Source organism: Vulcanisaeta distributa JCM 11217, from assembly GCF_001316005.1.
GTDB lineage: Archaea > Thermoproteota > Thermoprotei > Thermoproteales > Thermocladiaceae > Vulcanisaeta > Vulcanisaeta distributa_B.
Genome location: NZ_BBBJ01000005.1, coordinates 88177 through 112401, shown reverse-complemented (window position 1 = coordinate 112401; position 24225 = coordinate 88177). Strand labels below are relative to the sequence as shown.

31 protein-coding genes and 4 pseudogenes are annotated in these 24225 nt (G+C 45.3%); 18 read left to right on the top strand and 17 right to left on the bottom strand.

The features are described from left to right. Positions 1–28: 28 nt before the first annotated feature. From JCM11217_RS06575 to JCM11217_RS06565, 3 genes are all read right to left on the bottom strand, one after another. Positions 29–907, bottom strand: coding sequence for a hypothetical protein (locus tag JCM11217_RS06575; RefSeq protein ID WP_054842435.1), 879 nt, complete (start codon positions 905–907; stop codon positions 29–31). 191 nt (positions 908–1098) lie between these two features. Next, positions 1099–2532, bottom strand: coding sequence for an NAD(P)/FAD-dependent oxidoreductase (locus JCM11217_RS06570; protein WP_054842434.1), 1434 nt, complete (start codon positions 2530–2532; stop codon positions 1099–1101). Next, positions 2529–3563 (bottom strand): adenylosuccinate synthetase, encoded by a 1035-nt coding sequence (locus JCM11217_RS06565; protein ID WP_054842433.1) that lies wholly within the window; start codon positions 3561–3563, stop codon positions 2529–2531. The genes JCM11217_RS06570 and JCM11217_RS06565 overlap by 4 nt, the downstream gene beginning before the upstream one ends. Before the next feature lie 93 nt (positions 3564–3656). On the opposite strand from JCM11217_RS06565, the gene JCM11217_RS06560 reads away from it, so the two are divergent. The 3 genes from JCM11217_RS06560 (at position 3657) to JCM11217_RS06555 (ending at position 5400) form a co-directional block, all read left to right on the top strand. Next, complete coding sequence (locus JCM11217_RS06560) at positions 3657–4706, top strand: lyase family protein (RefSeq protein ID WP_243678590.1); 1050 nt, start codon at positions 3657–3659, stop codon at positions 4704–4706. Then, positions 4703–5092, top strand: coding sequence for a hypothetical protein (locus JCM11217_RS14625; protein ID WP_243678589.1), 390 nt, complete (start codon positions 4703–4705; stop codon positions 5090–5092). The genes JCM11217_RS06560 and JCM11217_RS14625 overlap by 4 nt, the downstream gene beginning before the upstream one ends. 71 nt (positions 5093–5163) lie before the next feature. After that, complete coding sequence (locus tag JCM11217_RS06555) at positions 5164–5400, top strand: hypothetical protein (protein ID WP_054842432.1); 237 nt, start codon at positions 5164–5166, stop codon at positions 5398–5400. Here JCM11217_RS06555 and JCM11217_RS14620 read toward each other — a convergent pair. Then, complete coding sequence (locus JCM11217_RS14620) at positions 5397–5546, bottom strand: hypothetical protein (protein WP_243678588.1); 150 nt, start codon at positions 5544–5546, stop codon at positions 5397–5399. The two genes, JCM11217_RS06555 and JCM11217_RS14620, sit on opposite strands and share 4 nt — an antisense overlap. Positions 5547–5807: 261 nt before the next feature. Between JCM11217_RS14620 and JCM11217_RS06545 the strand changes: the two genes are divergently transcribed. Further along, positions 5808–6041, top strand: coding sequence for an AbrB/MazE/SpoVT family DNA-binding domain-containing protein (locus tag JCM11217_RS06545; RefSeq protein ID WP_054842431.1), 234 nt, complete (start codon positions 5808–5810; stop codon positions 6039–6041). A gap of 435 nt (positions 6042–6476) precedes the next feature. Here JCM11217_RS06545 and JCM11217_RS06540 read toward each other — a convergent pair. Continuing rightward, a pseudogene (locus JCM11217_RS06540) lies at positions 6477–7180 on the bottom strand (acetoacetate decarboxylase family protein). Between the two features lie 108 nt (positions 7181–7288). Between JCM11217_RS06540 and JCM11217_RS06535 the strand changes: the two are divergent. From JCM11217_RS06535 to JCM11217_RS14615, 4 genes and pseudogenes are all read left to right on the top strand, one after another. Continuing rightward, positions 7289–8247: pseudogene (locus tag JCM11217_RS06535) on the top strand ((Fe-S)-binding protein). Further along, positions 8247–8563, top strand: a pseudogene (locus JCM11217_RS06530) ((Fe-S)-binding protein). The pseudogenes JCM11217_RS06535 and JCM11217_RS06530 overlap by 1 nt, the downstream one beginning before the upstream one ends. A gap of 12 nt (positions 8564–8575) precedes the next feature. Then, a pseudogene (locus tag JCM11217_RS06525) lies at positions 8576–9989 on the top strand (FAD-binding protein). A 27-nt stretch (positions 9990–10016) separates the two neighbouring features. Next, positions 10017–10184: a hypothetical protein gene (locus JCM11217_RS14615; protein ID WP_243678587.1), complete on the top strand. Its 168-nt coding sequence runs from the start codon at positions 10017–10019 to the stop codon at positions 10182–10184. A gap of 43 nt (positions 10185–10227) precedes the next feature. Here the strand turns inward: JCM11217_RS14615 and JCM11217_RS06520 are convergent, their stop codons facing one another. Beyond that, on the bottom strand, positions 10228–10569 hold the full coding sequence (locus JCM11217_RS06520; RefSeq protein ID WP_054842430.1) for a hypothetical protein: 342 nt from the start codon (positions 10567–10569) through the stop codon (positions 10228–10230). Positions 10570–10726: 157 nt separating this feature from the next. Between JCM11217_RS06520 and JCM11217_RS06515 the strand changes: the two genes are divergently transcribed. After that, positions 10727–11224, top strand: coding sequence for a hypothetical protein (locus JCM11217_RS06515; RefSeq protein ID WP_054842429.1), 498 nt, complete (start codon positions 10727–10729; stop codon positions 11222–11224). Here the strand turns inward: JCM11217_RS06515 and JCM11217_RS06510 are convergent. Further along, positions 11208–11669, bottom strand: coding sequence for a hypothetical protein (locus tag JCM11217_RS06510; protein WP_054842428.1), 462 nt, complete (start codon positions 11667–11669; stop codon positions 11208–11210). The two genes, JCM11217_RS06515 and JCM11217_RS06510, sit on opposite strands and share 17 nt — an antisense overlap. Before the next feature lie 404 nt (positions 11670–12073). On the opposite strand from JCM11217_RS06510, the gene JCM11217_RS06505 reads away from it, so the two are divergent. Continuing rightward, positions 12074–12502 carry a CBS domain-containing protein gene (locus JCM11217_RS06505; RefSeq protein WP_054842427.1) on the top strand — a complete coding sequence of 143 codons (429 nt, stop codon included), beginning with the start codon at positions 12074–12076 and terminating at the stop codon, positions 12500–12502. Here JCM11217_RS06505 and JCM11217_RS14610 read toward each other — a convergent pair. The 6 genes from JCM11217_RS14610 to JCM11217_RS06490 all read right to left on the bottom strand — a co-directional run bounded on the left by JCM11217_RS14610 (position 12492) and on the right by JCM11217_RS06490 (position 15883). Further along, a complete protein-coding gene (locus tag JCM11217_RS14610) occupies positions 12492–12785 on the bottom strand; it encodes a hypothetical protein (RefSeq protein WP_243678586.1) in 294 nt (97 codons plus the stop codon). The genes JCM11217_RS06505 and JCM11217_RS14610 overlap by 11 nt on opposite strands. A gap of 2 nt (positions 12786–12787) precedes the next feature. Then, positions 12788–13366 carry a hypothetical protein gene (locus JCM11217_RS14605; RefSeq protein ID WP_243678585.1) on the bottom strand — a complete coding sequence of 193 codons (579 nt, stop codon included), beginning with the start codon at positions 13364–13366 and terminating at the stop codon, positions 12788–12790. 64 nt (positions 13367–13430) lie between these two features. Next, the gene (locus JCM11217_RS14600) at positions 13431–13637 is read right to left on the bottom strand and encodes a hypothetical protein (protein WP_243678584.1); all 207 of its coding nucleotides are present in this window, start codon (positions 13635–13637) and stop codon (positions 13431–13433) included. A gap of 75 nt (positions 13638–13712) precedes the next feature. Further along, positions 13713–14627, bottom strand: a complete 915-nt coding sequence (locus JCM11217_RS14595) for a radical SAM protein (RefSeq protein WP_243678583.1) — start codon at positions 14625–14627, stop codon at positions 13713–13715. Beyond that, on the bottom strand, positions 14620–15369 hold the full coding sequence (locus JCM11217_RS14590) for a hypothetical protein (protein ID WP_243678582.1): 750 nt from the start codon (positions 15367–15369) through the stop codon (positions 14620–14622). The genes JCM11217_RS14595 and JCM11217_RS14590 overlap by 8 nt, the downstream gene beginning before the upstream one ends. Positions 15370–15457: 88 nt before the next feature. Further along, positions 15458–15883: a translation initiation factor IF-2 subunit beta gene (locus JCM11217_RS06490; protein ID WP_054842426.1), complete on the bottom strand. Its 426-nt coding sequence runs from the start codon at positions 15881–15883 to the stop codon at positions 15458–15460. Positions 15884–16005: 122 nt separating this feature from the next. Between JCM11217_RS06490 and JCM11217_RS06485 the strand changes: the two genes are divergently transcribed. The 7 genes from JCM11217_RS06485 to JCM11217_RS06460 all read left to right on the top strand — a co-directional run bounded on the left by JCM11217_RS06485 (position 16006) and on the right by JCM11217_RS06460 (position 20831). Beyond that, entirely contained in the window at positions 16006–16662 is a 657-nt protein-coding gene (locus JCM11217_RS06485; RefSeq protein ID WP_054842478.1) for a hypothetical protein, read from the top strand. A gap of 75 nt (positions 16663–16737) precedes the next feature. Then, positions 16738–17685, top strand: a complete 948-nt coding sequence (locus JCM11217_RS06480; RefSeq protein ID WP_243678581.1) for a (Fe-S)-binding protein — start codon at positions 16738–16740, stop codon at positions 17683–17685. Positions 17686–17816: 131 nt separating this feature from the next. Further along, entirely contained in the window at positions 17817–18263 is a 447-nt protein-coding gene (locus JCM11217_RS06475; protein WP_054842424.1) for a hypothetical protein, read from the top strand. Positions 18264–18307: 44 nt separating this feature from the next. Then, a complete protein-coding gene (locus JCM11217_RS06470; protein WP_243678580.1) occupies positions 18308–19309 on the top strand; it encodes a Xaa-Pro peptidase family protein in 1002 nt (333 codons plus the stop codon). After that, positions 19293–19508, top strand: coding sequence for a M24 family metallopeptidase (locus tag JCM11217_RS14585; protein ID WP_243678579.1), 216 nt, complete (start codon positions 19293–19295; stop codon positions 19506–19508). Before JCM11217_RS06470 ends, JCM11217_RS14585 begins: the two co-directional genes overlap by 17 nt. A gap of 41 nt (positions 19509–19549) precedes the next feature. Next, complete coding sequence (locus tag JCM11217_RS06465) at positions 19550–20125, top strand: DUF998 domain-containing protein (protein ID WP_054842423.1); 576 nt, start codon at positions 19550–19552, stop codon at positions 20123–20125. 151 nt (positions 20126–20276) lie between these two features. Further along, entirely contained in the window at positions 20277–20831 is a 555-nt protein-coding gene (locus JCM11217_RS06460) for a thioredoxin domain-containing protein (RefSeq protein ID WP_243678578.1), read from the top strand. Positions 20832–20837: 6 nt separating this feature from the next. Here JCM11217_RS06460 and JCM11217_RS06455 read toward each other — a convergent pair whose 3' ends face one another. From JCM11217_RS06455 to JCM11217_RS06440, 4 genes are all read right to left on the bottom strand, one after another. Beyond that, positions 20838–21251 carry a hypothetical protein gene (locus JCM11217_RS06455; protein WP_243678577.1) on the bottom strand — a complete coding sequence of 138 codons (414 nt, stop codon included), beginning with the start codon at positions 21249–21251 and terminating at the stop codon, positions 20838–20840. Between the two features lie 198 nt (positions 21252–21449). After that, positions 21450–22733: a proton-conducting transporter membrane subunit gene (locus tag JCM11217_RS06450; protein WP_054842421.1), complete on the bottom strand. Its 1284-nt coding sequence runs from the start codon at positions 22731–22733 to the stop codon at positions 21450–21452. Between the two features lie 24 nt (positions 22734–22757). Continuing rightward, positions 22758–23090, bottom strand: a complete 333-nt coding sequence (locus JCM11217_RS06445) for a F420H(2):quinone oxidoreductase (RefSeq protein WP_054842420.1) — start codon at positions 23088–23090, stop codon at positions 22758–22760. Further along, entirely contained in the window at positions 23078–23563 is a 486-nt protein-coding gene (locus JCM11217_RS06440; RefSeq protein ID WP_054842419.1) for a hypothetical protein, read from the bottom strand. Before JCM11217_RS06440 ends, JCM11217_RS06445 begins: the two co-directional genes overlap by 13 nt. A gap of 118 nt (positions 23564–23681) precedes the next feature. Here JCM11217_RS06440 and JCM11217_RS06435 point away from each other — a divergent pair, with 118 nt between their 5' ends. Further along, entirely contained in the window at positions 23682–24188 is a 507-nt protein-coding gene (locus tag JCM11217_RS06435) for a cob(I)yrinic acid a,c-diamide adenosyltransferase (protein ID WP_243678576.1), read from the top strand. Positions 24189–24225 lie beyond the last annotated feature (37 nt).

Genomic DNA, 24225 nt, shown 5'->3' with positions numbered 1-24225 from the left:
TGCTTTAAGAACGATACATCAGCATCACCTAAAATTGCTGTATGTACAAAATTAAAAATACCGTCTTATCGGAATTTTTAATCACATCAAATGCTTCATTCTTTAATGAATTATATCCATAGGTCTCTAAGTACCATTTAATTTTTACGTCGTTTTTGTTTATGTCGATGCCATTAATACTTATGTGGATTTTTCCTGGGTATAGTAGCATCCATAGTATGGCTTGCCATAGGTGTGCTGTTATCATTGCTGGTTTTCTGTTTCTTATTATTTCGTCCGTTTTTGCGAAGCCTAGCCTCAATGGCACGAGTATTTCTTTTTCGAGTTTTTCGTATTCTCCTTTATTCATTATTTCCTTGAATATATTGGGTATTTCGATATTGATCCCCCCCCTTAGTCCTTTGATCCTTAGTTGTGTGGTTGTTCCACTGTTATTTCGTATTTTGTTTACGTCCAGCGTTATGTGGGTTTTATAGATGTGGACCGTCAGTGTCTTGCTTGTTTTATTTATTATTACTTGAGCCTTTCCGCTTATTATGTCTTGGATTAATTCAGCGACCTCATTTCCCAGTGTGCTCACCCAGTAGTTTCTTAAATCGTTGTCTACCCTGTTTAGTAGTGATTTGAGTATTTCTCTAATTGGGTTGATTATTAGCTTATGATATTCGTTCAGTTCTTCGTATTTCTCAAACCCATTGATTACCTCCTTAACCTCATTTACGTAATTACTAATCCATTGATCCCCATAGAGATCCCACTTCTCAATCTTGTCTATGGATTCCTCAAGTAATTCAATTACTTCGTCCCTGGTCACCTTATTTTTCACGGGCTCCCTCGCCGCGCATCTTCTACCTGGTCTGCAATCACCATAGTAAATCCCTATCTCATCAGGGACCTTATGAACCATTGAGCATCCATATACTTAATTTAACTGCCTGGTTAATAAATCACTTTCAGTGCTTAGATAGAAAGTATTCGGTGATTACGTGTTAACAAAATTAATAATTGCTTATTTCAGCCAAGGCTGAATTCATCACTTGTCAGGGCAGGGGGGGTTTCGTCATTAATTATAATTTGACGTTGACTCTCTTTAATCTCTTACTTTATCTTGTTTATTAATTCGTTCCTGACCTCCTTACCGAGTTTCGTGAGTATTCCCCCCCACGCTGCGAGTACGCCTGTGGCTGCCGCCACGTTTATGCCCCCCCTGGAAAGCCCTGCTCCGTCTCCTGCAGCGAATACGCCATCTACCGTGGTCTCCATGAACCTATTAACTACGGCCCTCATGCTGTAGTACTTAATCTCTGGTGCATAGAGTAGGGTGTACTTTGAGGCGAGTCCAGGTATTACGTTATCAACTCTGTGGAGAAACTCCATTAGGTTATCGAGCACCCTATGCGGCAATGCCATGCCAATGTCGCCCGGCGTCACGAACTTCAGCGTCGGCTCAATAACATTCCTCCTAATCCTATCCCACGTGGATCTCCTACCATCCTCGAGATCGCCAAGTCTCTGGATTATTGGTCTACCACCACCAAGCTTCGTGGCTAGCCTCGCAATTGATTTACCATACTCGATGGTGTCCTCCATTGGGTCCGTGAGCCTGATAGAGGTTAGTAATGCAAAGTTTGTATTACCGCTCCTTCTATCCACGTAAGTTTCCCCATTAACACCAACCGTACCATCGTCATACCTCTCCATGACCACGAAACCCCCTGGGTTAACGCAGAATGTCCTGACCTTGTCGTCATGGGACTTCGTGTACATTATGATCTTTGGGTCCATGTATAGATTAGTCACTGGGTCCATGACGTACTTGGGGGGGACCTCAACCCTAACGCCAACATCCAGTGGGTTAGGCATCAATTCAATACCCAACCTCCTCGCCTCATCCCTAAACCACTCAGCACCAGCCCTACCAGGCGCTATTAGGACCGTCCTGGCCTCAATAACGCCTCTCCTCGTCTTTAGTAGGAAGTTTCCGTTGCTCTTCTCGACATGCTCAACCGCAGTGCCAATGGCGAATTTAACACCTGCTTCCGTGAGGTACGAGACGAAGTTCTCAATAACCCTGGTAGAGCCGTCAGTGCCAATGTGTCTCTGCCTAATGGGCACTAACTGAGCACCAACCCGAGCTAATGCCCTCTGGTATTCCTCAAAGGCCGACCCCCCCTTAGGCTCAAAGACCCTATCCTGAGGCGCCCCCCCAAACTTCAGGAAGACCCTATCGATATAATCAATGAGTAGGTTGGCGGCATCCCAACTATTGAGGATCTCCTGAAGATCACCGCCAATGTCAGGCCTTAAATTAATGATACCACTACTAAATAGCCCTGCACCGCCAATGCCATGGGTTATGTGGCACGGCACGCACACGCACTTCCCAATCTTAGCTAACGGGCAATGCCTCTGCCTCGGCATGTAACCCTTATCAATCAATATAACACTGACGTCCCTCGCATTCTCCACAATCTCATACGCAGCAAACAGGCCTGCCGGGCCACCACCTATTATTGCCACGTCATAGATCATGGACCCATCACCTCACGCCTCATGTCAATCATGTCCATGGAATCCTCCCCCCCAGTCCCTATTAACGTGATTGGGACCCTCAACGCCTCACTAACGTTCTCGAGCCACCTCCTCGCCTCAACAGGTAGGTCAGCCCACCTCCTCTTGCCGCGGGCGTCTGGGAATAATGCGTCGAACTTCGTGATGGCTATTTGGGTCGGCCTATTAAGCATGACAGCCCTCCTGGCGAGGTCCATGTTAAATGGCGCGGCGCGCCTGGGCCTGCCCGTGACCGTGCCCCCCCTCTCAGCCCAACCCCCCCTGGCAACGACCTCCTCCATACTCAACTCACCGGGTAATTCGCCAGCCCCCCCAACCCTGGTAACGTATGCCTTAAACACCAGGATAATGTCACTAACGAGCCTCGGGCTAACACCAACCTCACTAATCACGCCGGCTGCCGTGGTGTCCCTGGAGGTTACGAATGGGTACGTGCCGTGGTAAAGGCTTAGGAATGTCCCCCCCTGCGTACCCTCAACAATCACCTCACCGCCTCTATCCAACTCTTCATTAACCTCCTTACTAACGTCAGTTATTAAGTCCCTGAGCTCAGGAAACTCCTTGGCAGTCTTCAAAACCCTCAACACCCTATCAACCATTGCCGCACCCACGCCCTGACCTGTTGAACCAATGACCTTCATTAAATACTCATTACTCCTCTCACTCTCCACGTGCCTATCCTCAATAACGCCCGCATTAGCGTCAACCCAAACCCTACCCCCCCTGCTACCTGTCTCCTCAATCTCCTTGAATAAAACATCAATCTTAAGCAATGCGCCTGGCGCTATCATGAGTCTCGTTGTTTTATTAACGAAGCATGACGGCAATATCCTAAGCTTCCAAGTCCTCCCATTATAATTAACCGTGTGCCCAGCGTTTATGGAGCCCGTCCTAATGCAAATACTTGGCTTATCCGCAAGTCCTAGGTAGGACACTACCTTGCCCTTACCCTCATCGCCGAACCAACCACCGACAACAACAATTAACGGCACTTTTTAATTAATGGCATCAACACTTATTTAAACATTGCTTTAGTAAATGCGTGTAATATGCTTATCATCATTATTAATTAAGTTTTTTAAATAATGATTCTGGTAAGCATTGTGGGTTTCATATCGCCGCTTGATGATAGGTATTACGAGGAATTGAGGGATTACGCAGCGGCAGTGTCCGAGGCAGCATTCACGAAGTATAGATTGAGGGTTGAGGTTCTATATCTCAATTTCTTAGTTAATTTGTTAAGCAGAGTTGGTCTAGCGAAGCCGTTAACTGATGATGAGAGGGAGAGGTTACTTTCGCTGGGGTTTAGTGAGGATGATTATGGGAAGTTCAAGGAGCTTGAGGGTAAGCTTGGTCATGATGTTAAGGCTATCGAGTACCTACTCAGGGAGAAGCTGGGCGGTATTGGTCTTGGCGGAATAGCCCATCTAACGCACCTTGGCTTGACCTCCGAGGACGTGAATAATCTTGCCCTTGGAATACTCGTCAGGGTGGCCACGTATAACTACCTAATGCCTGAACTAACTGGGTTGTTGAGTACCATGATAGCCCTAATGGAGAGGTACGCCGGCCTGCCAATGCTTGGGAGAACCCATGGGCAGCCAGCAACACCAACAACCCTTGGTAAGGAGATTGCATACCACGCCTGCAGGTTAACCTACTGGCTCAGCGTGATCACCGATATTAAACTGCAGGGTAAGGTTTCAGGAGCCACAGGCTCAATGGCGAGCTTCCCAATGATTAGCAGGGACATTGATTGGATTGAAGAGTTGAGCAGGTTCGTTAGGGAACTTGGTTTCGAACTAGCCATAGTCACAACCCAAGTATTACCACCCGACTCACTGACTCACTTATTAACATCCATTGGACTAATGTCTCAGGCACTCATTAACCTGGCCCAGGACCTGTGGATGTACAACATGCTCGGCTACATACATGTCCGCGGTAAACCAATAGGCTCATCCACAATGCCTCACAAGGTCAATCCCGTGGACCTAGAGAATGCAGAGGGCAATCTAAAGCTCGGTTCCTCAATCCTCATGGAGATAAGCAGGCATATCCAAGTGAGCAGGCTTCAGAGGGATTTGAGCGACTCAACCATTAAGAGGAATATTGGGCTTGGCATCGCCACGTGATCCTTGGAGTAAGGAGGCTGAATGCCGTATTGAGTAGCGTTGATGTTGATGAGGGTGCCATAAGCAGGGATTTAAATGATCACTGGGAGGTGCTCAGTGAGGCTGTCCAGGTTAGGCTTAGGGCGTTGGGCATGACCGACGCCTATGAAAGGGCATTAGCAATATTTAGGGGGGGGTCTAGAATGGGCGCGGAGGATTATGAAAGGGCGCTGAGTGAATTAGGCGTTAATGACGACACTCTGCGTGCATTGAGCCCAGGTAAATACATTGGTTATGCCAGGGAGTTAACCATGAACTGCGTGAGCCATTGCAAATACGTGCTGGAGGTAGTTAAGTCTAGGATAAATTATGAGGTAAATACAATGAAGTCCCTCGGATTCCTATAACAGTAATATTGCTTAACGTGTTTAATTAAAATAACTCAGCAGTAATTAAAGCCGCTAATGAGCATAGTTATGTGCAGAGCAATAAGTATGAATTGAGGAGGAGGTTGATGGGCATTACCGTGAAGGAGTTAGACATGGTAATAGTGGATGATGGGCATACATTTAGATTGATGATTAAGGGGGGGAGTGATGATTGCATGCGGTTAATCCTATTAAGCGATGATTATGAAATGATAGAAAGCAAATGCCTAAATGACGTGAGACTAGGCACAATAATAAGCTTCCTAAGGAAGGCACTACCGCATTAAACGAACCACCTCATTATCAATGCGAGGACAAAGCCTACGACAACGGCAATAATCATTGACGGTACAGCTTCAATAGCCCTCCTCAACCTAACCCAAAACCTCCTAACCGCACTCGGTCTCCTATAGATAATAAACTCTATGCTCAACGAACTAAAGCTACCCCCCTGACGTAGTAAGCCCTAACAACACCCCCCCTAAACCCTGAGTCACGTAAATCCTCCACAAGCCTAACCAAAGCCCTACTAGGCACTAATGAAGAAGTAGCAATAACTAATTAATATAAGTTATTTCCATTAATCGTAAATTACCCATCACAGCATATATACACTCATACATAACGTTGTAAGATTTAATTACTTAATAAGACTAAAATTCCCGCTTTAATAAATCTAGTTACTAGATCTACTATGATCGAGAAAACAAAAATAACTAGGAATTACCAAATAACGATACCGGCAGCCATTAGGAAAAAGCTTGGATTAAGAGTTGGGGGGGATATACTCATAGTTAAGCTTGAGGGTGATCGAATAATCCTTGAACCAAAGAGGAGGAGTATTACGGAGATAAGGATTAAGTTAGGAAAAAGGATAGATTGGAGGTATGTTGAGGAAACCATAAGAGAGGTAATCGAGAAGGGATAGTATGAGTTTCGTAGCTAATACGAACGTAATTATTGCCGTAATTTTAGAGGATGATGTAAATCATGATAAAGCGGTAAAATACTTGGAATTCCCTAAATGAAGCTTACGTACTAACAATCTCACTTATAGAGTTAGGTTATTTCTTTATTAGGCATAAAATCAACCTAAGCATTATAGGCGAGATTTTACGAGATCCTAAGATTAAGGTCGTTGAAAATAATACGCAGGACATATACTTCGCTATTAGTTATAAGGATTACATTAAGCATTACGATGACTTCAACGACTTATTAATACTGAGTACGGCATTGAGGTTAAACCTGCCGTTAATTACGTTTGATGAGGAATTACTAAATCTATATCATAAACTTAAGTGGTAAACATGTAAATAAGAATTGGTTTAATATTTATTTTCAATTACTAAAGCATCAGACATTAGTGCTTACCGTAGTCCTTAACAACCCTACCAAAATCAAGTATATAATCAAAAGTCCCATAAACACACCTAATGATTCTCCTCGGCCCCAACCTATAGAGTGGGTCAATATCACTCCTATTATTAAACACCAAGGTGCAGGGACCAGTCCAAACGCTCTTCGGAGTCAATCTATGCCTATATCTATCGACTAATTGAATCAATGGCTCGGCACCATCACCAGCCGGTGGAATAACCTTAAGGGCAAGCCTAGTGATTGGCAGCGGCTCAATCTTAGCGGGCTCCTCAGGCCTAATAACGGCAGTGACCAGCTCAATCCCTCAGGTCTCTCTAGGAATCCATAGACCAAGTCAAAGCTCCTCCTAATATCGAGGACCGCGAATTTTTTAGGTACACCCCCCCATATCTCCCTGCCTGCGGCCAAACCAACGTCACTATTAACGTAATTATAAGCCGTATAGTACTTCTCCTGACCATCAAGAAGCACCTTAATGTCCACGGCGAACTCATTATAAGGTCCAAGGGTACTAAATGGGAATTTAAAGAACGTGATTACTGCCTCAGTAGGTACTGGAACCTCAAGGTCCTCAGGAACAACCTCAGCCGCACCCTCAGGATCAGTCTCAAAGAATACCTGTAAAACCTCAGCATCAGGGAAGTACTGAGGCAGCTTCGCAAAGAGGGGGGGTGTATTACCTGGCATTGACCAGAGACTCTTAATGGGAAGTCTACCCTTCACTCTGTCCCTGCTCATCAATTTATTATGCCTTAGTATTAATATTTAATAGTGTTGCCTGTTAATTCTGTTCTTGTGTCTCTTGATTGGTTTAGGGCTTTGAGGGATGTTGTTACTAGTAGTCTTAGGGATTCCTGGCTTCCGTTCCCTATTGATAAGTCGATTTGTACTAAGTGGAGGGAGGGTTTATCCTTCGATGGCGATAGTAACACTATACTGTATACCTCATGCCTTTACCAATTGGCACCAGTCATTGAGAGGGCTGTGGCTGAGCTTGAGAGGTTTGGTGTTACTAAGGGTGGTGCATTGGCTAGGTTGACTGTCATCGGCGCGAGTCCTTGGTAAGGCACTGCTTAGGCCTAGTGATGAGGAGCTTGATAGGGCCAATAGGGTTGTTAGAAATATCTATAGCATGCTCAAGGCCCTGGGCATTAGGTTTAGGGTACTAGATAACGAGCCCTACAGTGGCGCATTGCTTTATGAGCTTGGCTTTGTTAATGAGTTTGCGGATTACGCGAGGAGCGTCTATAAGGTCTTTAGGGATAATAACGTGAGTGAGGTAATAACCATTGACCCACACACCCAGTACACGCTCGAGAGGCTTTACCCCCCCAAGTACGTGCCTGAGTTTAATATTAAGGTTAGGAGTTACCTGGACTACCTGGACCCAGGCAGGGTTAGGGTTAGGCTTAGTGAGTTCACGATCCATGACTCATGCCTATACGCCAGGTACCTGAATAAGTATGACCTGATTAGGGGGGGCTTACTTAGGGGGGGTAAGGCCGATGTTAAGGAGGACCCGGTAATAACTGGTAGGGACACATCGCACTGCTGCGGTGGGCCTATTGAGTCGACATACCCCCGAGGTAGCCGGCAAAGTTGCCAGTAATAGGGTTAGGGAGTTGGCTAGGCTCTCTAGGAACGTGATTGTTCAATGCCCAATATGCTACGTGAACCTGAGGAGAGGTGTTAAACTAAGTGGTGTTGAGGTTAATCTCTACGATATTGCCGAGGTCATTGAGGTGAGTGGGTGATGATGAGCATTAAGGAGATCTACGAGGAAGTTAAAAAATGTATGTATTGCGGCTTTTGTGAGTTCCCATGCCCGACATTTAATGCTCTACGTAGTAGGCTTATGGGCCTAGGGGGGGTAGGATTAACCTCATTAAGGTGTTGATAGAGAATGGTTTTGGGCAGGGTAAGGACGTGGGACTTGATAGTGATGTTATTAACCCAATAATGACTTGCCTACACTGTGCAGCCTGCGATACTCAGTGCCCGGCGGGTATTAGGATTGCTGATGCAATACATAGTTTCAAAGCAATTATCTTAGAAGCAATGCTTAAGTAATGGTGATTCGAGATGAGAAGCATGTCCCAGGGTAAGGGTGACGTGATTAAGGAGCTTGAGGCCGTATTCAAGGATAGGCTATTCACCGAGCCGCATATACTGGCCCTATATAGCATGATGCATCCTCGGAGGTTGGTGTTAGACCAATGGCTGTTGTTCAACCTGTGAGCGTTGATGAGGTGGTTAAGGTAGTAAAGCTCGCCATCGACCACGGCTTTAAGATCGTGCCCGTCGGCTCATCAACGAGCCTATCCGGTAATGCAACGCCAAAGCTTGAGAATACGGTAATCGTCTCCCTGGAGAGGATGAACTCGATAATCGAGGTCTCAGACATTGATTGGTACGCGAGGGTTCAACCTGGCATTAAGGTTGATGAGTTAAACCTGGAGTTGATGAGTTATGGCCTTCAGTGGCCTGTTGACCCGGCATCGTCTAAGACCGCGACCGTGGGTGGCGTAATCAGTAATGGCGGTGGTGGAATGCGTGGTGCTAAGTATGGCCCAGCATCTCATTGGGTTCTTGGTCTTGAGGCTGTGATTGGCACGGGTGATGTTATCAGGGTTGGTTGTAGGACTGTTAAGTGCCGTGAGGGTTACAACCTAGTCCAGGTGTTTATTGGTTCTGAAGGTACCCTGGGCATAGTAACCGAAGCGACGCTCAGGCTAGCGCCACTGCCGGAGTCCTTCGTGGGGGGGTAATGGCTAGGTTTAAGGATGCGGAGTCCCTGGTTAACGCCGTGATTAGGGTTAGGAGGGATAAGCTGTGGCCCATGGTCACCGAATTCATTGATGACATAACAGCTCAAATACTAAATCTCGAGCCGAGTTACTACCTATGGATTGGCGTTGACACTTACACAGGCAGTGAGCAGCAAGTACTGGCTAAGCTTAATAATGATATTTCCCTGAGTGGTGGTGAAATCGTTAATAGGGCATCCACATGGCAGGAATTCTCAAAGATACTGGAGCCAAGGAGAATGCTCTACTCAGCCACGCTTAAGGCTGCATTTAATGATTATGGGACTGACGTATTCGTGGCCTTTGAGGACATTGCAGTACCAATGAGCAAATTGCCCGAGGCCGTTAGGGATATTCAGGCATTGGGTAGGAAATACAACGTTAGGATGAACCTGGGTGGGCACATTGGCGATGGAAACCTACACCCAGCGGTTTGGGCTAGGCGCTCGGATAGGGATGAGATGGATAGAGTCATGAGATTCTTTGAGGACGTCGGTAGGTTGTCCATAAGGCTCAATGGCACGGTAAGCGCGGAGCACGGTATTGGAACGCAAAAGAAGGAACTATTGAGAGAGGCAATCGGTAGTAGGAATGGTGGTAATAGCGATGCTGTCATTGGGCTGATGAGGAGCATTAAGAGAGTCTTCGACCCATACGGAATATTCAATCCAGGTAAGATATTTGATTAATTAAGCGATCACCACAGCATACTCGTCATGCTTAACTTATTGCCAATTTACATTGACAATTACTGTAATGCTGATACCACCATGATACAAATGCTTAGGATAGCCATTAAGAACTCCTTTAAGCACCTTGATGAGACAACCTTCACTATACCCACCGGCCTACGCCGTATTACTCATCGTAGGGTTAATAATTAAGCTCTAATTTTAAAAACGAGAAAAATAAATATTTTTAAGTCATTTATTGATTAGCGCTTGACGGCCTTATGGATATTACCTTAACGATATCCCCCCCAGGCCCAACGCCATACAACTCCCTAACACCCCCCCTGGGTATTGTGAACTGCCTAGAGTCGGTGTGCCTAGTCCTCAGCAACCTAACGCCTTTTAACTCAATCACGAAACCCTTATACTCAAGCTCAACATCCGCAAACCTCAAATGCGTTATACCCAAAGCCCTAACCAGGCTAGCCGGTAATAGGACTTGGTTGTTTATATACACCCTAACAGTGAAGGGTAGCGCCGTCACATTGAACCTCTCCAACTTCCTACGTACAGTCACCCTAACAACCACGTTTACCACCGATCAGTTCCTCAACACTACCACACTTAAGTAATACTCCGTGGAAAACGCGTGAAACCAAATTGAAAAAGCACCAACATGCACGGTGGTAAATAAAGGTTTCACGTAAGATAAAGAACAGAAAGAGATTTAAAGAAGAGATTGAACACAAAACCAAATGCCAAGCAGAGCAATAGGAATGGGCATGTGCCCAAGATGCGGAAAACCAGGAACAGTAGTAATAAAGGCAGGAAACTACGTATACATAAAACACGGAAACACCTGGCACTACATAGGAACAATAGACAAAGTAAACCTAAACAAAATACTAATAAAAGATGAAAAGATGCTAGAAAAAATAAAGGAGAATAATATAAAATATAATTATAAATATATTAGAAATAGAAAAATAAAAATATCATTAATTACCTTAACAATATTCTTAGTTATAACTTTTAGTTTAGTATATTATTTTATGGTACATAATGATGGTAAAAAAATTAGTACAAATATTGCCTTAACAGGATGTCGTTATGTTAAGTCAATTAATGATACTGCATTCTTTATTTTATGCAATAGCACAAATGTTGGTATATCTAATAATTTTAATATTAAATATATAAATAATTTGACCAATTATAATATTTCAATTAACTATTTTAACTATTCAAAATAAATATATATACTGTTGTTACGGTAACTGTATATGGGCTTACGTTATAAATAAGAACATACCAAGTTCCCGGACCAGGATTAAATATTACAAATGCAGAACCTCCGCTTACTATATAGCCATATCCTGACCATGTGTTTGCATTTACTACACCCACAAGTAATGATGCTGATGATGGAGTCCATTGCACGTAAACCGCTAATTCTTGCCCAGAAGTTAATGTTACTGGTCCAAGTAATACACCTGAATTAGGTTGTAATGTAAATGGATCTGCTTTATGTTTTAATGGTAATACCTTTAGTTTTAGTGTTGTTACTTCCTTTATTATTGTTACGCCTGGTGTGTCTGGCTTTATCTTTGTTACCTGCATTGCCATTGTTGTTCCTGCCATTAGTGCTACTACGAGTAGTAACGCGGGTAGTACTAGTGCTAGGGCTTTCCTCGTCATAGGTAACAAGTACATTTAATATTTTTTAAATATTACCTCTGTAGTACTTTCGGTGTACTTTGTTCATTATTTCTATTTTATTATTTCAATCTGTAAAGGATATTCTTTAGAAATAGAAAACGAGGAATAGATTGGAATTAACAGGTTGAATTAAGGCATTGGCTCAGCACTCGGCAAACTCGTCACTCCTCTGGCAGGCGAGGTCCCTACTCATCACCCACAGCGGTAGTTGTCTAATCTCTTATAAGCCTTGGGTTTCTACATTAATTACATAATTATTCATATAAATATTTATTAATACTATGTAGAAGTATACATATAATTTTACGTATATAATTGATAATATACATGGATTATGCAATAATACTTATTAATCAGTTAAAATTAATTATTTAGGTGGTTACATGAGGGCGATCGACCTCGTTAAAAGGAGACCTCTTGTCATTACTGAGGATAGGCCGTTTATCGAGGCTGTGGATTTGATGGCCAAGGAGAATACCGGCTCTGTGGTTGTGGTTGAGGATTTGAATAGTATGAAGTTGCGTGGTATAATAACTGAGCGTGATGTGATTAGGGCCTTGGCCAGTAGGCTCCCGCTTGATACTCCTGTTAGTAAGGTTGGGACTATGGGTCCCAGGGTTGTTAGGGCTAGGGTTGATGATTCAGTGGGTACCGTGGCCTCCTTAATGGTTAATTACAGGGTTAGGCATGTGATCGTTGTTGATGAGGAGGATAGGGTCGTGGGCGTTATTTCAATTAGGGACTTGCTGGGCGATTTGGATGCTGTTAGGGAGGTTGCGAAGCTTGATAGGTACCCGAAGGTTAGAGAGTGATCTTTAGTATTTTGTAAATGAATGATGACATTATTATTAAAATCCCAGTCATAATCCAACCAAGTACCCCCCCGAAGTATTGTATTGCGTAGCTCATTACCACGCCTATTATTGAGCCTATTATTGATGATACTGTGAATAGGTAGCTTGTGGATTGGGCTATTAGTATTGGGCTTACGAGTTCATGCACGAGGTATAGCGTTAGTAGTAGGATTAGCGTAAATACGAAGCCAACAATCACGGGTATGAATAATTGGGCCTTGGCGAGCCCCCCCATGGGCATGATCACCGCGCAAGGGCTATTGTCAGGTAGAATAGCATCTTGCGTCTCTCCACCCTCAACGAATGCCTAAACCTGTATAGCAGTGGTGTTAGGGCCAGTGGAATTGTTAATTCCGCGATTGCTAGGTAACCACTGAAATTAATAATTAGTGGTAGTAGGCTTAGGTACACGCCCCCCCAGGGTATTGAGAAGGCTATGGATATCATAAGAACGTCTGGGTTATTCATGACGGCCATTAGCGATACGCTCTTTATTATCACGGCGTCCTTCATCGTGAGGAGTATGAGGACTGCGAGGGCGAGGGAGGCTATGCCCAGGTACAGCACGGCACTCTGCGTGATACCTATTATTACCAGTGATGATAGGAGCATTAATACCGTTATTGAGGATAGGTAAGTAACCTGGACCCACCTGGTTAACCCCCTAATACTCCACCAACCAAGTATCAGCAGGAGCGACGGCATCAAGTATAGTCCAAGCCCCCCCATACCCGCCAGGAACCTTAGTAGTAACGCCGTGTGGTAGCTACTCGTTGTTGAGAATATGAGAGATAATCCATTGAGTAATAGGCCTAGGAACATGGAGACCCTGTTACCAAGCTACTGAATAGGAATGTTGCTGGCAACTGCGTTGCCGCGAAGCCTATCATCGCGGTTGCATGGGGATTACGTAATAAACAGCGCTGAGCATTACCTTCCTTATTGCCATTATGTCGAACATTATGGTTGATACACCTAACCAGTTAATCATTATTAATGATAGACCTGCTATGCTAATGCCTAGTACGTAGTAGGCTTTCTTAATGACTAAAGCGTCCAATTCCTCAATAGGCCTATTATTAATCCCCCCCACATGAAACCCATATTTAAGCCCCCCCTTATCAAGGTTTCTAACTATTGACAGTTAAGATAAAGAGGGTTGAGAAATTCATGCCGAATTATCACTTGACTGCTCATCAGAGTCCTTGTCAATTCTCACGGTTATTACTGCCCTACTCACCTCCTCCTTAAGTCTCTCCCTGAACTCCCCCCCATACTGCTCAACCAGCGAACCTAATTTCTCCTTATACCTCTTGAGCACCAGGTTGAAGCTGCCAATGGCTATGTACTTAATGAGCCTCTTAACGATGAAGTTCTCAACCTTCCTAACTATTAAGTCACTGAATGCGATGGCTTCCTCAAAGGACTTAATTAAGGCCTTGAGTATGAACTCACGCCTCAGTGGGTCGTCAAGCATCTTATCCAGTACCGTGAAGTCCCTCTTCCTAAGCGCACCCATTGGTATGAAGGGCAGTGGGAACGTGAGGACCCTAAGCTTCTTAAGCCTGTCGAGAAGTTCCAGGCTTTTTACAACATCATCGTCCGTCTCGCCAGGCAGGTTGAGAATCATTGTACCGACAACCACCCAGTAATTATCATTAAGTATACCAATGGCCTCCTCAACAACGTCTGGGTACTGCTCGGGCTTGTACGGCAATGCCTTACCCGCCATTAATAGCCTTAATAGCCTGGGCGAGCCAGTCTCAATACCCATCTCAATGAAGTGCCAGGTACCACCCTCATTCATGTATTCCGAAACCTCCTTAACCATCTTAGGCGCGTACTTAACGACAGCTGCCGTGGTGAAGTCCGTGGTTATTTCGTAATCGTCTCCGTAGGACTTAACGAGCTTATACGCCTTAACTGTTAGGTCCAAGACCTTATCAGGGTTTGGCTCAATGCCCTTTGCACCATACCTAAAGAACTCTTCACTGTGGAGCGTGATCTCCTTGAAGCCACCAACCTCAATATTTAGTTTAATCTCCCTGTCAATATGCCCTTCAAATGGGAATGACCTAATCATACCACTCAATGTTGGTGTACAGAACTGGCAACCCCTGCCGCAGCCCCCTCGTGACCTCAACCATGCCGCCAATTGATGGTGTGACTATAGTTGGTACCATGTCTATCGGCACCGGCCTATGGGCTACCACCCTGTTCGGTACCGACTCGCTCTTCATTATCTTATCAAATAATTGCGGTCCATCCTCCTCGAACTCACCCTCATAAACGACATCAATGCCGAGTTCACCCTGCCTGCCAGTATCAACTATTTGCCAACCGGCAGGGCCTCCAATAACGATCTTTATGTGATCCCTATGTCTCTTTATTGCTGGGTGATTAATGACTTGTAGAAATGACTTGGCGATGTATGGTAGGCCCCTATACGGTAGGTCTGCCAGCTTTAATATCCAGTAGAGTATTCCTGAACCAAAGCTTAGCCCCAATGGGTCCATTACGTATATACCCACGATTCTCGTATTAGGTCCAATTACCCTATCGAGCTTATAAGGATCGGCGATTATTACGTCATTCCTCGTATAACCATGGGCGAGTAACGCAGCTTCAACCTTAGCAAGGCCATAGGGAGCCCTTAAAACCCTGCCATTTTTATCGCTTTTTATCCTGAAGAATCTGCGGGCAACCCAATCCCTAAAGTAATTCTCTGGTATTGCACTTGCGAATCCAACAACGGATGACCCGTGCGTATCGCTCATTGTTGCGATCTCGCCCGTTAAAACGATTGGATATCCACCGAATGACACAGACTTATTATATACCTGTAGTAAATAAAAACCCTTCTTCATTAATATAAACTACCGACTTCGCATAGTTTAATATAGGAATTGAAAGTCAGCTAATACCCTTCCTCGGAGTCCTCGCGCCGCAGGCCGTGCATACGAGTACGTATATCCTACCCTCCCTCTCGAGGTACGTATCTATTGAGTGGCACACAGGGCATTCAACGTAGAACTTAATGTACCTCTCATAAACAGCCTCAAGGGTCCTTGGACTCCTCTCGGCATATAGAACAAACGCATTACCCTCAATGCTACCCGGAAGTGCTAACTCCTTGAGGAAAAACCTGGCTATGTGCGTTGGGTCCCTATTAAGTCTCTGGGCAACATCTCTGAAATTCTGAATAATAGTCTTCTTGGGCTGAACTAATATGCTCAACTTAGGTATTTCCTGTCTTCTCTGTATCTTGGGCGTTATCACTGTGTAGGCCTTATCCAATAGCTTCATGTAAAGCTCATCATAATTAATATCACCTGGCATATCGACGTTAAGAGAAATTAATTACCTTAATAAATTCTTACCTCCTTATGTTCACGTTATTAATAATTTATTTAGGCCACGGTCAGTCTGGTTTAAAGTCTCTGTGTTTTAATAAATCATTAATGACCTTACTCGTTATTAAGGCTGCGAATAGGCGTGGAATGCTTCATGAAATAACCGGCGTTATTAAGGATTATGCAAGCATTGAGTGGGTCTTTGTGTCAATACCCTCGGAGACCGAGAGGGTAATAGCCATGAGACTTAGTGATTCACTACCAATAAGCGCGCTTGACAGGTTAAGGGGGGGTATAAACGGCGTTCATGATATTTGGGCTAGCCATGAGGCGCCAATGGAGTTGGTGGGTTTTGATAAGGAGATCCTTAGAAGCATATTAATGCATATGGTCCAAAGTGGTGGGGAGGTTCACGCCTTCTTAACGAAGCTTGGCTATGAAATGGGCTTGTCAATGGCGAGTACCATGCTTAGGACTAAGTATGAGATCCCATCAAACGCCACCATGAGCAAGGTTCTTGAGACGGCAATAAACATGCTCGTGGTCATGAACCTAACGAGGAGTGTCGAGAGCATAAGCATGAGTATGGATAAGAGCGGGCACATCGTCAATGTATCGTTACTAGAACCCTTTGACTTAGACGCGGGCCTACCATTCACTAGGGGTTACCTACTCGGGTTGCTAAAGGTCCTTCTTAAGTGCGATTGTAGTCTTGATGCCGTGATAAATAGGTCCAGGGTCACCTTCTACATCAAGGGTAGGTAGTACTCAATTTAATCATTATAGAACAAAACAGATTGTAATTAATACTTAAATAGACGTTATGAAACACAGTAATTAATGAGTTCTTTGGAGAGTTGGGTTAAGTCTTTAATAGATATAATGAAGAGAAGCCTCGATTCAAATGGTTTACCAATACCAATGGACAAATCCTACTGCAGTGAGTGGGCGAGGGATTTAAACATACCCAGGGGGGGTGGCGACACGATAATCTACACTTCATGCCTATACCAAATGGCTCCCATGATCAACCAATTAGTGCCCTGGATTGAGAAGATAAGGGGAACTCCATTAAGCGGTTTGGCAGGCGTTTTATCCAGGTTTGCGGGCTTTGTAATAAAGCCCAATAGGGCCGATATTGATAGGGCCAATGGAATAATTAGGAATATAGCCAAGGCATTGATTAAGGCTGGCATTAACTTCGGTTTTCTCTACGATGATGAGCCCTACAGCGGCGCACTACTTCATGAAATTGGGGCTGAGGACATCTTCCTGGAGTACTTTGAGAATACGGTCCTTAAGACCTTTAGGAAGTATGGGGGGGTTAGGAGGGTCATAACTATTGACCCGCACACCCATAATGTATTAACAAATGTCGCACCGAACTACTTCAAGCTTGACTTTGAGGTTGTGAATTACCTAGACCTAATTAAGGGCGTTAGGGTAAGGCCGAAGATAAGCGGTGATGTTGTTATTCACGACTCATGCCTATACGCCAGGTACCTCGGTAAGTACGATGTTTACAGGTCAATACTTGATAATGCTGGTGTAAAGCATGTTGAGGACCCATTAATAACTGGTAGGGATACATCAACATGCTGTGGAGGACCTCTTGAATCGCTTAGTCCTGAGCTATCGAGGAAGATTGCCAAGATTAGGATTGAGAATTTGTCCAAGCTCTCGAGGACCGTGGTGACCGTGTGTCCAATATGCCTGGCAAACCTTGGTAGGAATGCTGAGGGTGTTGTTCAAGTCTTGGACATAAATGAGGTCGTTGAGGCAGAGTAGGTTTAAATAATTATTTTATCAATGTAGTGCTAATGATGATGCGATGGCTGTCCAGACCAATGACGAGTAAGGTGTTAGCTGATTTCCGTCCAAGAAAGTGTTTTTATTCCGGCTTCACTACGTAGTTTTTAATGAGCTTCACACCCGTGTACGAGAGGGACCTGGAGGTACCGATAAAAATAAGTAAGTCTGCCAACGAGGATGCGAGGAAGAAGAGGCTTGAGAGGTGGCCTAGGGAGGCTGGCCTGTCCGTGCCTCTTGACGACTCAGGCACGAGTTTCATGCAGTTGGTTAAGTCCTTCTCCACGGACTACGGCCTGACACCTGGCGAGAGGGTTTGGGATGTTAAGGATGTTGGTGGTAAGTACAGTATTAACATGGTTTGGAAGTTGATGAGGGGTAATGAGGAGAAGGGCTATGCCAGGGTTACCGGTGAAATACCGCTAACGCCAACCGGTGAGGAGGGTAATAACGTTGTTTATACCGCGAGACTTAAGTACGTGATTGAGATAAGCAATGACGTACTTAGTGAGAAGGCCACTGCGGAGAACGTCCCTGAGGTTAACCTATTTGGTTAAGCGTGGGTAATTCATTAAAACAATTTGAACAATCAATAAGGTAAATGTATACTGTACCAACTAGGGAATTCGAGAGGAGACTAAGCCTGCTATATAGGGTTATGGATGAGAAGAGGTTAGATGCTGCGTATATAGTTAATCCAACAAACATCGCCTACTTCATAGGATTTTACTACCTACAGACTGAGAGGCCCGCCGCCGTTGTCGTACGTAGGAATGGCGATATTTACTTCTTTGGGCCATTGCTCGAGAGGGATCACGTGTTGAGTCAGACGAAGCTCGTGAGTAGGGTATACACGTATAGGGATTACCCAGGTGAGGTACACCCAATACGACTATTCGCTGACTGGCTCAGGGAATTACACCTGGATAGTTCAGCCATTGGTTATGACTCAACGCCAGGTTACGTAAGCTACTGGGGGGGTTATAAGGGACCAAGCCTCACGGAATTACTTCCAAGCGCCAAGTTCGTGAGTATATCAGACGATATTTACTCCATGAGATTGGTAAAGAGCGATGTGGAGATTGAGTTACTCAGGGAGAGTGCCAAGTGGGCAAATCTCGCCCACTCACTGCTTCAGGACTACACGGCACCCGACATGTATGACTACGAGATATCACTAAGGGCTTCCCTCGATGCTTCCATAATGATGAAGAAGGCCTTGGGACCTGGGTATAAGCCTTTGAGGTCTGAGTACCCTGCCTACGCAGGTTTTAGGGGGGGTCAGGTTGGTGAGCATGGTGCTTACCCGCACTCAATAAGTGTGGAGAGACCTATCAAGATTGGCGATGTTTTGGTAACGGGCGCCACGGCGGACGTTGGCGGTTACATGGCCGAACTCGAAAGGAATCTCTTCGTCGGTAAACCAAGTAATGACGTAATTAAGTACCACGAAATAGCACTTAAGCTTCAGGATGCAGCATTGAGCGTCCTGAGACCTGGAGTCAAGGCTTCTGACGTTGATAGGGCTGTTATAAAGACCGCCAAGGAGCTTGGTGTGATTGAGCACTTACTTCATCACAGTGGGCATGGACTGGGGGCTTGAGGGTCATGAGGCGCCGTTCCTTGATATTGGCGATGAAACAGTGCTTAAGCCGGGCATGGTTGTTACGGTTGAGCCAGGCATATACATAAATGGCCTTGGTGGGTTTAGGCACTCAGATACTGTAGTTATTCACGAGGATTATGTCGAGGTAATAACGTATTACCCAAGGGATACCGAGTCATTAGTAATCGAGATCTGACCCATTAAGTGTATAAGCCTATTTTAATTACTATTGATACTGTGGGTGCTAAGCAATTCCTAACGTACACAGGCATTATCGCTGCGGTGCTCGCCTGGTTGTTCATAGCCATTAGCATTAGCGTTAATCCCTGGTTCGTATTCACCAAAAACGCCTTTAGCGATTTGGGTGGGCCATATGCAACTGACCCCTGGATTTATAACTATGGATTAATAATAACGTCGGTATTCGTTGACCTATATTCAATAAATCTATTACTGGTATCGAGGAATAAGGTTGAGGATTTCGCCTCAGCCTTCGTGTTCATTGCAGGGTTGTTCCTGGCATTAATAGGGATTTATCACGAGGGGACTAGGCCGCATGTCTTCGTATCAACCTGGTTCTTCACTCAGATGGATATGGCATTAATCACGTGGGGGGGCATAGGCTCATTGATGGCCAAGGATAGGAGACTTGGGTTGTTTTCGTTACTTCTCGGCGTTATGTCGCCAGTAATAGCGTTAATCGTCCCATGGCCATCGGCAGCCACTGAAGAGGCCTATGGAATTGTGGTGATAGACCTATGGGTAGCATTAATGACGTATTTCGACGCTAGGCACATGATTGTGGCGCGCTAAATGTCAATGTTTGGACTGGAAGAGTGGAGGTAAGAATAATCTCACCTCCACTCTGCCTGCCCAACCATCAACTTCCCAATGGCGATACCACGTTCATTAACGACTGAATTGGCGATTAATGTTTTTAAGAGTTGCCGTATTAATCGTCTTGATGTCTGACGAGTGGTTGATTAAGGATGTCAGGAGTGTTTTGGAGAGGGTTGATAGGGTTGGGCTTGGGTTTAGGGCTCAAAATCCTAGGTTGTTAATCGTAATCTTCTATGACCTTTACTGCCCTGGCTGCGCACTGCTTGAGGATGAGGCTGGTGATTACCTCGTTGAGTTGTACAGGAGTGGTAAGGCATCGCTTTACTTCGTTGATTACCCAGTACACAGGGGGGGTGTTGAGAGGCTCCATGCGACCTTCAGGTGCATCTATAGGAGGGATCCAATGGTCTTCCTGGACGTGGTGAGGAGGCACTACGAGGCGTACCTAAGCGGTAAGTTAAAGGGTGAGGAAGCCATTGCAGAGGCTAGTGGTGACTGCGTTAATGAGGAGCTTCAAAGGGTTATGGAGGCTAAGTCCGTGGCTAAGGAATTGGGCGCCCCCCCGGGTACGCCAACGATAATAATCGGTAACCTAGTCAGGAATGTTGGGCAGGGCATATTTGGTTACCCAGGGATTATGAAGCTCATGAGGATTATCGAGGATATTTACGTTTATTAAAAGAGCTCACCTGCGGGATTTAGTCGTTGGTGAGTACCTCCTCCTAACCTGAATTAGGGTTACCAGGATTAGGGCGTTGCCTATGGCATTTATTGCCGTGCCAACCTCCATAACCCTTGGTATTAGGGCTAGCCACATTATGACAGCCACTATCGAGATTAATGCGCCAACCCTACCCACATTGCTCCTAAATTGATTACTGACCATGTAGGCACCCACGTAACTAGATACGGAGAGACCGAGTATTAAACTCACGGCTATTAGGAATAACACGGCGGCCGCTATCTCATCGCCGTATAGGTAAAGTAGGTAGGAGAAGGCCATTAGTGGTGGTGCTACGAACATTAGGTACCTGTAAATTGTCGATAACCTGCACGAACCCCCCCTATTAACTATGCAAACACCGCCCCAGCCAAACATCTCAATTCCAATCCAGAGTATTGCAATGATTAGTTGCAGTACGTCATAAACGAGGTCTGTGAAGCCTATGAGGAGTAAGGCCTTCAGCGCTATGTCCAGTATGAAGCCGTATATTATGGCCGTAAAGCCTCATAAACGCCCCCCCGGACAATGCTCATCAATATTTTAAGAGGTTACCAATGATTTTAAGCAGTATCGTCATAGGCTCAGGATTAGGTAATTAATTAGGTTCATTATTGGGTGTATTAGCCAGGATGGGGGGGGTATCGTGGTTGATAAGACGAGTATCGTAAAAACTATTATCAAGCTCTCAGCCAACCCACCCTTCCAGCCAGTCCCCCCCAACTCTCTAGCGAGCCTCACGTAATAGGGCACCGAGATTACGGAGTTAATGACCAGGAGAACCGCGAGCCAGGTAAGGTTTCCATAAACCAATGCCAGTATTATGTATAGCTTTGACCAGAAGCCCAGGAGCGGTGGTGTGCCTATGAAGGCCAGGGATATCAACCAAGTACTCACGGCATTATTACCCTTTGAAAATACCGTGTTAAAGAATCCCATTTTACCAACAGCATTCATGAACAACTGTAGTAATAAGCCAACGAGCGCCAGCCCCCCCAGGGTTACGCCCATTTCCTGAGCACCCATCATTGCGGCTGCGAAGGCGGCCATTACATAGCCCATGTTGGCTATTGAGGAATAGGCAAGGACTCTAGGACTTTCCCTACTCGTAAGCGCGCCTATGTTGCCTAGGAACATTGATATAGTCGCGAAGGCACCAGCTATGTAGGCTAGGTAGTAGGGTGGTATCTTGTAAAGGCTCATTGTTGTTAGTGTTATCTTAACGGCTACGATGAACGGGGCTATCTTTGCTATTGAGGCTATTATTGCGACGGGTATTGGGTTGCCAGCCGTGAATACGTCGGGGACCCACTCATGCATTGGTGCCGCACCAACCTCCAGGGATAGGCCGAGGAGCAGTAGGGAGAAGCCTATTATGTACGTTATTAATGACGGGCCTGAACTAATTATTACTGCACCCACGAAGAAGAGTACCGTGGCTATTATCATGTTGACCACATACTTAACACCAACCTCAATGCTGGTATTTGGATCCCCCATTAGGATTAGTAGGTATGTTGGCGCTGAGACGAGCATCAACGACAGTAATGCTAGGGCTAAGTTGCTTGTATATAGGGCTAGCGCCGTGGCTATTATCATTATTGAGACGAGTACGTAATCAACACCCCTTATTGGAGAGTTAAGCCTCATCAAGGTGACTATTCCCAGGACGCCTATGACTACGAGGAACGCGGTGTAGGCCATTAAGTACGTGTTTGGAGCTATGAGGAGTATTATCATTGATATTAATGGCGCAATCCATGAATACCTCCTGGCACCCTCGCTGAGTAGTGTCGGTGCTGTACCGACAACGCTTATTATTGCCGATGCAAGGAGGATGTATGTGTATGGTATGGACACTTCACATCACCCTGTCCACGTGATTTAAGTATTACTCTTTGACTCGACATACTGCTCACCACCAGCCTTAATCTCCTCAACCCTCACTGACTTCCTAATCCTATCCATCGCCATTATAGCCGTTATCAAGGTCATGAATTCCGTGGATGATGATAATATAGTTACAATAAGTATGCCGAGGGCAACCACGGCATTAACAGCAAAGAGCGGAACCAGCGCTAGGAATATTGCATTGAACATGAGCTCAAGGGATATCAAAACCCTAATCAGGTCATTAGCCCTAAGCGCGCTGTAGTAGCCGATCATTAGTATTATGGATGCGAACCCGTACAGTATGGCCGCATTCACGACCTCCATCCCCCACTCACCTCCAGGTAATACATTATTAGCCCAATCATTATCGCCATTAGGAGTGACGCCAACAATGCAATTAGTAATAAACCATCTGGCGTTGATGCGAAGCTAATCAGCGATTGGCTAGTTACTGGCGTCACCTCATAGTTCGTGAATGCCGAGGCAACGATTACCGCAATTATGAATAGTAGCATTGGCGCTATCCAGGACTTACCAACGCCACCCCTAAACTCAACCCTCCTATAGGTCGCCGCTAGGACTATTGTCATGGTTATTGTGGCACCAACGAATATTAGGTATATCAGTATAAAGCCGTAGGTTATCCCAAACAGGCCGTATACCGCGCCAACGAGGCCTGTTGCTATGGCTAGGTATATCGCCGCGTATAGGTTGTCCTTCGTTATGGTTACGCCTATGGCCGATAATACGGCGAAAACACCAAGCGTTATTAATGCACCAATGTACGTGCTAACCATAGCAAGGAAGACATAATTCACGTGTTTTTAAGTATAACCAATCGACATTCTACAAGTGTTTACTTGAGGACTTGAATCACTGCGGTAATGCAAATTAATCCCACTTACAACGCGCCGTGTGGGGGGGTTGGTACTGCTCTATACCGGTGATGGCAAGGGAAAGACCACGGCCGCTCTAGGCCTCCTCCTCAGGGCTGTTGGGCATGGGTATAGGGTCGTGATTGCCCACCTAATGAAGACATTGATCTACAGGGGGGGTGAGTACGTGGGTGAGTACCTAGCCATTAAGAAGTTCCTCAGTGACTATGTCGATGTTTACTCCCTGGATCCAGACCAACACCTGACGCCTAGAGACGTGCTTAAAATGGCGCTTGAGAGGGCCAGGGAGGTTAAGCCCTTCCTGTTAATCCTCGATGAGGTCAATAACGCGGTAGCCAATGGTTACCTAACAGCCAGCGAGGTCATTAGTGGTATTAAATCATTACCGCCTGAGGTTAATGTCGTGTTAACCGGTAGGGACGCGCCTAACGAGTTTATGGAGATTGCCGACTTAATAACCATTATGGAGCCCAGGAGGCACTACTTCGATAGGGGGGGGTGTGGTTGGTGTAAGGGGGGGCCTTGAATGGTAATACTCTTTAATTCCCTACCCAATCATTAAT